Origin of the sequence: Paraconexibacter sp. (assembly GCF_041602235.1) — a bacterium.
Lineage (GTDB): Bacteria > Actinomycetota > Thermoleophilia > Solirubrobacterales > Solirubrobacteraceae > Paraconexibacter.
In genome coordinates this window covers 1-5,478 of sequence record NZ_JBFIGP010000248.1, presented here as the reverse complement: position 1 = coordinate 5,478, position 5,478 = coordinate 1, and the positions used below count along the sequence as shown (strand labels likewise).

The 5,478-nt window shown below is 72.5% G+C and carries 7 protein-coding genes; all 7 read left to right on the top strand.

The genetic code is table 11. The features are described 5' to 3' along the window. Positions 1-35: 35 nt before the first annotated feature. The 7 genes from ABYE80_RS16285 to ABYE80_RS16255 all read left to right on the top strand — a co-directional run bounded on the left by ABYE80_RS16285 (position 36) and on the right by ABYE80_RS16255 (position 5,473). Positions 36-743 (top strand): hypothetical protein, encoded by a 708-nt coding sequence (locus ABYE80_RS16285; RefSeq protein WP_372791357.1) that lies wholly within the window; start codon positions 36-38, stop codon positions 741-743. 39 nt (positions 744-782) lie between these two features. Next, the gene (locus tag ABYE80_RS16280) at positions 783-956 is read left to right on the top strand and encodes a hypothetical protein (RefSeq protein ID WP_372791356.1); all 174 of its coding nucleotides are present in this window, start codon (positions 783-785) and stop codon (positions 954-956) included. A gap of 132 nt (positions 957-1,088) precedes the next feature. Then, positions 1,089-1,259: a hypothetical protein gene (locus tag ABYE80_RS16275; RefSeq protein WP_372791355.1), complete on the top strand. Its 171-nt coding sequence runs from the start codon at positions 1,089-1,091 to the stop codon at positions 1,257-1,259. Between the two features lie 14 nt (positions 1,260-1,273). Next, positions 1,274-1,552 carry a hypothetical protein gene (locus ABYE80_RS16270; protein WP_372791354.1) on the top strand — a complete coding sequence of 93 codons (279 nt, stop codon included), beginning with the start codon at positions 1,274-1,276 and terminating at the stop codon, positions 1,550-1,552. A gap of 118 nt (positions 1,553-1,670) precedes the next feature. Next, a complete protein-coding gene (gene ilvB, locus ABYE80_RS16265; protein WP_372791353.1) occupies positions 1,671-3,347 on the top strand; it encodes a biosynthetic-type acetolactate synthase large subunit in 1,677 nt (558 codons plus the stop codon). A 69-nt stretch (positions 3,348-3,416) separates the two neighbouring features. Continuing rightward, the gene (gene ilvN, locus ABYE80_RS16260; protein WP_372791358.1) at positions 3,417-3,911 is read left to right on the top strand and encodes an acetolactate synthase small subunit; all 495 of its coding nucleotides are present in this window, start codon (positions 3,417-3,419) and stop codon (positions 3,909-3,911) included. Between the two features lie 104 nt (positions 3,912-4,015). Further along, entirely contained in the window at positions 4,016-5,473 is a 1,458-nt protein-coding gene (locus tag ABYE80_RS16255; protein WP_372791352.1) for an isochorismate synthase MenF, read from the top strand. Positions 5,474-5,478 lie beyond the last annotated feature (5 nt).

Here is a 5,478-nt window from a genome sequence, read left to right as displayed (position 1 = left end):
GACCTCGTGATCATGCGCCTGCCCATCTCCGGCGGGTGAGCTCCACACCCGCGACGCGGGCGCAGGACGGCCGGGTGCTCCCGGAGACGGCCAACGTCCACTGGCGACGACGGGTCGACGAGCGCGAGCTCCGGCGCCGTGCCATCGGATGGACGGTCTCGACGCTCGGCTACGTCGTCCCGTTCACGATCACCGGCATCGTGCTGCTGATCGTCGAGCCGCTCACGGCGCCCGTCGCCCTGATGGCGTTCGCCCAGGGCTGGATCCTCCCCGAGCTCTACGCGCAGCGCGGCGCCAACGTCGTGCGGCCCAAGGCGCGCACGGCAGCGGGACCGGAACGCGTGGCGCTCGGGCTCCTGGGCGATCTGGTCGGCCACGAGGCTCGCGACCTCCACGGACGGACCGGCCTCGTGATGGAGCGGGGCGGCCTGGGCACCTGGCTCCTGGGGGAGGGCGGCGCGCTGCTGGTGCGGGACGGGGGCCGGCGCGTGCACTGCTACTGCGTCCGCGTGAACCATCCCGAGCTGCCGTCCAGCGACCGCATCGCGCACCTGCTCCTGGCGCTGCGCGAGGACGAGGCGGGCTTCGCCACCGTGGCCAACCACTCCTTCGCCGGGGCGCGGTGGCGGGTGCGCCGAAGGGTCCCGAAGGGGATGCGGCCCGCGCTCGACGCGGCAGGACGGGTCGAGCGGGCACGCTGGACCGACGGGCGAACCGTGGGTCCCGCAACCGGGACCGCCTGACCATGGGCGCCGGGCGGGCGCCGCGGCAGCATGCTGTCCATGCCCTCCCGCCGCAGCTCAGCACCCGCGATCGGCCGGCTCTCCCTGCTGGCGATCGACGACACCCGCCATCGCTCGCCGGACACGCCGAAGGTCCGGCGCTACCGGCTGGCGCGCCACGCGCAGGTCCGCCCGGAGCCCGCGCGGCCGGCGGCCGAGCGCACACGGCCGTAGCACGAAGACGACCTCCTCCCGGGGTGCAACCGGGCCGGGCCCGCCGCGACGGTTGATGGGGATCGGCGTCCTGGCGGGCCCGGCCCGTCTCGGGGCGCGAGGACGGACCGTCCGCAGGTGTACCCTCGGTCCATGCGCGAATCGGTCAGTTCCCTCGGTCAGCGGGCGCTCGCGATCCTGGTCCTCGCGGTGGCCGCGTGGATCCTGCTGAAGATCGTCATCGGTGTCGTCGCGGGCATCGCGACCACCCTGGTCGTCGTCGCGGCTGTGGTCGCGATCGTCTGGGCGCTCCGCGTCCTCTGACGCCCGGTCCTGTCATGGCCGGTGTCATCTACCTGGTCTTCGCGGTGGCCTTCGGCATCGCCACCGCCGTGATCGGCCACAGCAAGGGGAGCTCCCGCATCCTCTGGTTCACCATCGGCGCCGTGGTCCCGGGCATCGGGCTGCTCGCCGCGTTCGCCTACCGCAACGAGCAGGACGAGCCTCGGCGGAGGTGTCCGGCGTGCGGGCGGGTCTGCATGCTCCACGACGCATTGTGCGTGGGCTGCGGAACGGAGCTCGACTACACCGCCGACGCGGAGCCGATCGCCCGCTGACCGGCGCGGCGAAGCCCTACCCCGTTGCTACACTGGCCGCTCTTGCGAGCCGCCGTCCGGGCGGCTCGACATGTCCCATGACCAGACCGACGAGTCGTAGGAAGGAGGTTGAGCGCAGATGCGTGCAGTCGACGCACTGATGGAATGCTTGAAGGCGGAGGGCGTCGAGGTCGTATTCGGGCTTCCCGGCGGCGCCAACATCCCGACCTACGACGCGCTGTACGACGCCGGCATCCGGCACATCCTGGTGCGGCACGAGGCCGGCGGCGGGCACGCCGCCGAGGGCTACGCGAAGGCGACGGGCAAGGTCGGCGTCTCGCTCGGCACCTCCGGCCCCGGCGCCACGAACCTGGTGACCCCGATCGTCGACGCGATGATGGACTCGGTCCCGGTGGTCTTCATCACCGGCCAGGTCCGTACCGACCTCCTCGGCACCGACGGGTTCCAGGAGGCCGACGTCATGGGCATCACGATGCCCGGCGTCAAGCACAGCTTCATGATCAAGCACCCGCTGGAGATCCCGCGGGCGCTGCACGAGGCGTTCTACCTGGCCCGCACGGGGCGTCCGGGTCCCGTCGTGGTCGACATCCCCACGGATCTCTCCCGCGCCGACATCCCGTACGAGCCGGTGACGGACGTCCGTCTGCCCGGGTACCAGCCGACCACCGAGGGCAACACCAAGCAGATCCGCCAGGCCGCCAAGGCGCTGGCTGCGGCTCGCCGCCCCGTGATCTACGCCGGCGGCGGTGTGGTCAACGCCAATGCGTCCGAGGAACTGCGGGCGCTCGTGCGCTCCGACAAGTTCGCGGTCACCTGCACGCTGATGGGCCTCGGCGCGTTCCCGGCGCCGGACCCGCAGTGGCTCGGCATGCTCGGCATGCACGGCACGCGGGCCGCGAACTACGCGATGGACGAGGCCGACCTCATCTGCTGCGTCGGCGCGCGGTTCGACGACCGGATCACCGGCAAGCTCAGCGAGTTCGCACCGCGGGCGAAGTTCATCCACATCGACATCGATCCGGCGGAGATCAGCAAGAACATCCCCGCCCACATCCCGATCGTGGGCGACTGCAAGGCCGTGCTCGCGAAGCTGGTCGACGAGTACCGGGCGCTGGACACCGACTCGTCGCGGCTGGAGGAGTGGAACGGCCGGATCGCGGACTGGAAGACCCGCCATCCGCTGCGCTACGACGACAGCGAGACCACCGAGATCAAGCCCCAGCGGCTGATCCAGGCGCTCTACGAGGCCACGGGCGGCGAGGCCATCGTCACCTCCGACGTCGGCCAGCATCAGATGTGGACGGCGCAGTACTACGACTTCCCGGAGCCGCGTCGCTGGATCAACTCCGGTGGTCTCGGGACGATGGGCTTCGGGCTGCCGGCTGCGATGGGGGCGGCGATCGGCTGCCCGGACCGGACGGTCGTCTGCATCACCGGCGACGGCTCGATCCAGATGAACATCCAGGAGCTCGCCACCTGCGCGCAGGAGCAGATCCCCGTGAAGGTGATCATCTCCAACAACGGCTACCTGGGCATGGTCCGACAGTGGCAGGAGCTGTTCTGGGAGCGGCGCTACTCCAGCGTGGACATGGGGCAGTTCCCGGACTTCGTCAAGCTCGCCGAGGCCTACGGCTGCCACGCCGTGCGGCTGACGGACAAGACGACGCTCGTCGAGGACCTCAAGGCCGCGATCGCGGTGCCCGGCCCGGTCGTGGTCGACGCCCGCGTCACCGCGGAGGAGAACGTGTACCCGATGATCGAGCCCGGCGCCGCGGCTCGCGACATGGTGGGCTGAGGCATGGGTGATCCCGGAACCGCACAGGACATCATGTCCCTCGAGGAACTCGAGGCCAGCGGCGGTCTGATGACGGGCCGCAAGCACGTCCTCTCGATCCTCGTGGAGAACAAGCCCGGCGTCCTGACCCGCATCGCGGGCCTGTTCGCACGGCGCGGGTTCAACATCGACACGCTCACCGTGGGGCCGACCGACGACGAGCACATCTCCCGCGTCACCCTCACCGTGGACGGTGCGCTGCACCCGATCGATCAGGTCACCAAGCAGCTGCACAAGCTGATCAACGTCCTGAAGATCCGCGACCTCGAGCCGGACGACACGGTCGCGAGGGAGCTGGCCCTGTTCAAGGTCGCCGCGGACGGCGCCGCGCGCGCCGAGGTCCTGCAGATCTGCGAGATCTTCCGTGGCAAGGTCGTGGACGTCGGCAAGCGATCGATCATCATCGAGGTCACCGGCACGACCGACAAGGTCGCGGCGTTCGAGCGCATGGTCCGGTCCTTCGGACTCATCGAGATGATGCGCACGGGCGAGATCGCGATCGCCCGCGGCCGCGCCGAGACCTGATCTCCGGATCCGCGCTGGTCCCGGTCGGGTCCGCGCGGCGCCGGCCGGCCCGCGCGGTAGGCGGGGGCGGATGCGCCACCCCGCCCCCATAGAATCCGTCGTCCATGGGGCGCACGCCGGTCACCTCGCAGGACACCGCAGGTCCGTTCGCGCTGCGGGCGGACGACCGGGACCGCCTCCTGCACCACCTCGGCACCGCCGTGCGCCGGGCCCGCTCCGCCCGGTCCGGTGAGGCGCTGGGCTCGATCACCGTGCCCGTACCCGCCGGCACCGACCCGACCGCGGTCGTGGTCGCCTCGCGACGGGCCGGCGAGCCGTGGTTCGTCATGGAGCAGCCCGACCGCGACGGTGCCGCGCTGGCCGCCCTCGGCTGCGCGGCACATTTGGAGGCCCGCGGCCCGGATCGGTTCGCCACCGTCGCCAAGCGCTGGGCGGAACTCGCGGCGAGCGCGGCGTGCGACGAGCCCGGCGACGGTCCGCGCGGCGCCGGCCCGGTGGCGGTCGGGGGCTTCGCGTTCGCCGACGAGGGAGGCGCGGCCCCGCACTGGACGGGGTTCGCACCGGCGTCGCTGCACCTGCCCGAGGTCTCGATCGCGCGCCGTGGCGCCGACGCCCGGATGACGGTGACCGCGCTCGCGCGGCCCGACGACACGCCGGAGGACCTGCTGGCCCGGCTCGAGGAGCGCCTGGACGCCATGCGCGCCGAACGGCTGCCGTTGCTGGATCCCGACCCGCTCGACCGGCCGCGCGTGGCCAGCGCGATGCCCCCGGAGCACTACGAGGGCGCGGTCGCCCGCGGCGTGGAGCGCATCGTCGCCGGCGATCTCGAGAAGGTCGTGCTGGCCCGGGAGGTGCAGGTGCACGCCGCCGCCCCGCACGACCCGGGCGCCGTGCTCGGGGTGCTGCGGGAGGCGTTCCCGTCGTGTTACATCGTGTGCGCCGGACGTGGGGAGAGCGCGTTCCTCGCGGCGTCCCCCGAGTTGCTCATCGCGCGGGACGGCATGCGCGCGGGGACGTTGGCGCTCGCGGGCTCCACCCGGCGCAGCGCCGACCCCTCGGTCGACGACCACCTCGGCGAGGCGCTGCTGCAGTCCGCCAAGGACCGGGCCGAGCAGGCGATCGTGACGCGGCGCATCGAGCGCAGCCTTCGCCCGTTCAGCGTCTGGGTGACGGCGGCCGAGGAGCCGCAGGTCGTCAAGGTCGCGAACATCCAGCATCTCGCCACGCCGATCCGCGCCCAGCTCGCCCGGCCGGTGCCGGTCGTCGAGCTCGCCGGTCTGCTGCACCCGACCCCGGCGGTCGGCGGGGAGCCGCTGGCCCGGGCGGCGCCGCTGATCCCGGAGCTCGAGGGCCTGGATCGGGGCTGGTACGCCGGTCCGGTCGGGTGGACGGACATCGCGCAGGACGGCGAGTTCTGCGTCGCGCTGCGCTCGGCGCTGCTCACCGGCACGGTGGCGCGCTGCTACGCGGGCGTCGGCGTGGTGCGCGACTCCGATCCCGCCGCGGAGCTGGCCGAGACCGAGATGAAGCTGCAGGCGCTCCTGCCGGTGCTGGCCCTCTAGCCCCG